Here is a 2506-nt window from a genome sequence, read left to right as displayed (position 1 = left end):
TAGTGGATCAATATCTTTTTGATTTAATAAATAATTGTATTCCTCACATAAATTTTTTACTGCTTCTGGGATTTCTTTAATCGTTAAAGGACGATAGCAATAAAATGAGAAATTTAGTTGCTCATGTTCTTCAAGTAAGATGTCCTGTTTTCTCCATGTTCCACTATCCGAAGTAGCATATTTAAAAAGTTGAAAATGTATTTCTAAGATTGTGTTTGGATCAATAGTAAGCTTTTCATAATTATTATGAATGAGTGATAGCGCATCTACGTAACAAGATATTTCATCTTCAATTATTGTTTTTGGCGACAAATCATATGTAATTAATTCTTTTAACCTTTTATTTGTTATTTTTAAGTTTTTATACATTGCAACAAAATCTTTGGTATGTTGAAGCTGAGTAGATTTTTGCAACTTTTCTAATGTACATGGAAACTCCTTCTCATAGACCTCCAATCTTCCTTGGTATTGTTTTATTTTTCCAATTAGGCTAGCCACATCTAAATTTATCAATAAATTTGTGAATTTTTCGCCAAAATACGACATATTTTATCCCTCCTATCATATAAAACTATACATTAATTTAATGGATTTAAAGTGTTTTTTTGTATAATTTTCTTTAAAAAACTCAAAATATTATTTTTCGTGTGTGAAAATTACAATAATTAGGGTCTTTTTGCCTTATTTTGTGACAACATTTAACATCAGGTTAAATAGTTATGTAGTAAAAACTAGGAGTTTTATATTGAAAAATTGTTTTTAACTAATAATTGAGTCCTAGCATACAAGAAAGGGGTGAAATCCTTAATAATGAAGACTATTGCTTTTTACTTACCACAATTTCATGAAATACCTGAAAATGACTTATGGTGGGGGAAAGGTTTTACAGAATGGACCAATATAAAAAAAGCAAAACCCCGTTTTCTAAATCACTATCAGCCTAGGAATCCATTAGGGTCATATTATTACAATTTATTAGATTTAGATGTTCACAAATGGCAGGTGAACTTAGCAAAACAGTATGGTTTAGATGGTTTTTGCTATTATCACTATTGGTTCAAAGGGAAAAAATTACTAGAAAAACCAATAGAATTGAGAAATCAATGTAAGGAAATTGATTTCCCATATTGCTTATGTTTGGCAAATGAATCTTGGACAAGATCTTGGGATGGGAAAGACCAAGAAGTATTGATGCGACAAGAATATGGGGATGAGTCTGATTGGAAAGAACACTTTAACTATCTTTTGCCATTCTTTAAAAACAAAAACTATTTAAATATTAAAGATAAACCGATATTTGTAATTTACCGACCAGCTTCTATACCAAACCTAAATAAAATGTTGAGTCTATGGAATGAATGGGCTCAATCTGAAGGGCTTCTAGGGATACACTTTGTAGAAATGTTAACAATTTTTGAAGATAAATCAGATTTTCCTTTTGATGCTGCTATAGAGTTTGAACCTATGTACACTTTAAAAAAACTAATAGGTAATACAAATTCACTACACCAAGAAAAAAAAGATTTTCACTTAAGTTATGATTTTGTATGGAAAAGAATATTAAACCGTCAAATTAAAGAACGTGAAAACATATATAAAGGGGCTTTTGTAGATTGGGATAACTCACCAAGGAAAAAGAAAGCGCTTTAATTATGAAAGGGGCTAATCCCGATAAGTTTAAGAAGTATCTTTTACAACATAGTAAGGACACTGACTTTTTATTTATTAATGCTTGGAATGAGTGGGCAGAAGGCACATACCTAGAACCAGATGAAAAGTATGGATATAAATACCTTGAAGCTTTAATGGAGATAAAGAAGAGTCACTTCTAATAAATTGTAACAGCAAGAAGAAGGGGGAAACATTATGACTGATATAAATACTATGATTTCCATTCGAAACATTAAGAAATCATATGGAGATTATACAGTTATTAAGAATTTAAGCATAGATATCCGTAAAGGTGAAATTATAGGATTACTAGGACCGAATGGAGCTGGGAAGACAACACTTATATCGATTTTATCTACTCTTACTCTGCCAGATGAAGGGTATGGTACAGTATGTAACTACGACTTGTATACTGAACGGAATAAGATTAAAAAACATGTGAGTGTAGTACCTCAAGATTTAGCGCTATACCCGACTTTAACTGCATATGATAACTTATCTTTTTATGCCGATTTATATGGATTAAAGGGAAATAGGAAAAAAAGCCGCATAAAAGAAGCTTTGCAATTCGCACAGCTTGAGGATTGGGCACATAAGAGAATTGATACATTTTCAGGTGGTATGAAAAGAAGAATTAATTTAGTGATCGGTTTGTTAAATAAGCCAAAAGTTATTTTCTTAGACGAACCAACAGTGGGAATTGATCCACAATCAAGAAACCATATTTTTAATTGTATTCGCCATCTCGTAGAAGAACTAGGAATCACTGTCATATATACAACTCATCATATGGAAGAAGCTGAGATGTTATGCCATCGTGTAGCAATTTATGATA

General features: G+C 30.8%; 1 protein-coding gene and 2 pseudogenes. 2 read left to right on the top strand and 1 reads right to left on the bottom strand.

Annotated elements, in window-relative coordinates; genetic code table 11:
• Positions 1–546, bottom strand: a pseudogene (locus ACQGSG_RS28255) (Fic family protein); the annotation flags it as partial.
• Between the two features lie 264 nt (positions 547–810).
• Between ACQGSG_RS28255 and ACQGSG_RS28250 the strand changes: the two are divergent.
• Both ACQGSG_RS28250 and ACQGSG_RS28245 read left to right on the top strand, forming a co-directional pair.
• Positions 811–1832 (top strand): annotated as a pseudogene (locus tag ACQGSG_RS28250) (glycosyltransferase WbsX family protein).
• A gap of 34 nt (positions 1833–1866) precedes the next feature.
• Positions 1867–2506 (top strand): ABC transporter ATP-binding protein (locus ACQGSG_RS28245; RefSeq protein ID WP_426948634.1); only part of this gene is annotated, 640 nt, incomplete at its 3' end.

This window comes from Bacillus sp. GMa5/1 (assembly GCF_050172015.1).
In the GTDB taxonomy this organism is placed as follows: domain Bacteria; phylum Bacillota; class Bacilli; order Bacillales; family Bacillaceae_G; genus Bacillus_A; species Bacillus_A cereus.
Note: the sequence above shows the minus strand (reverse complement) of the source record. Positions and strands in the feature narration are given on the sequence as shown.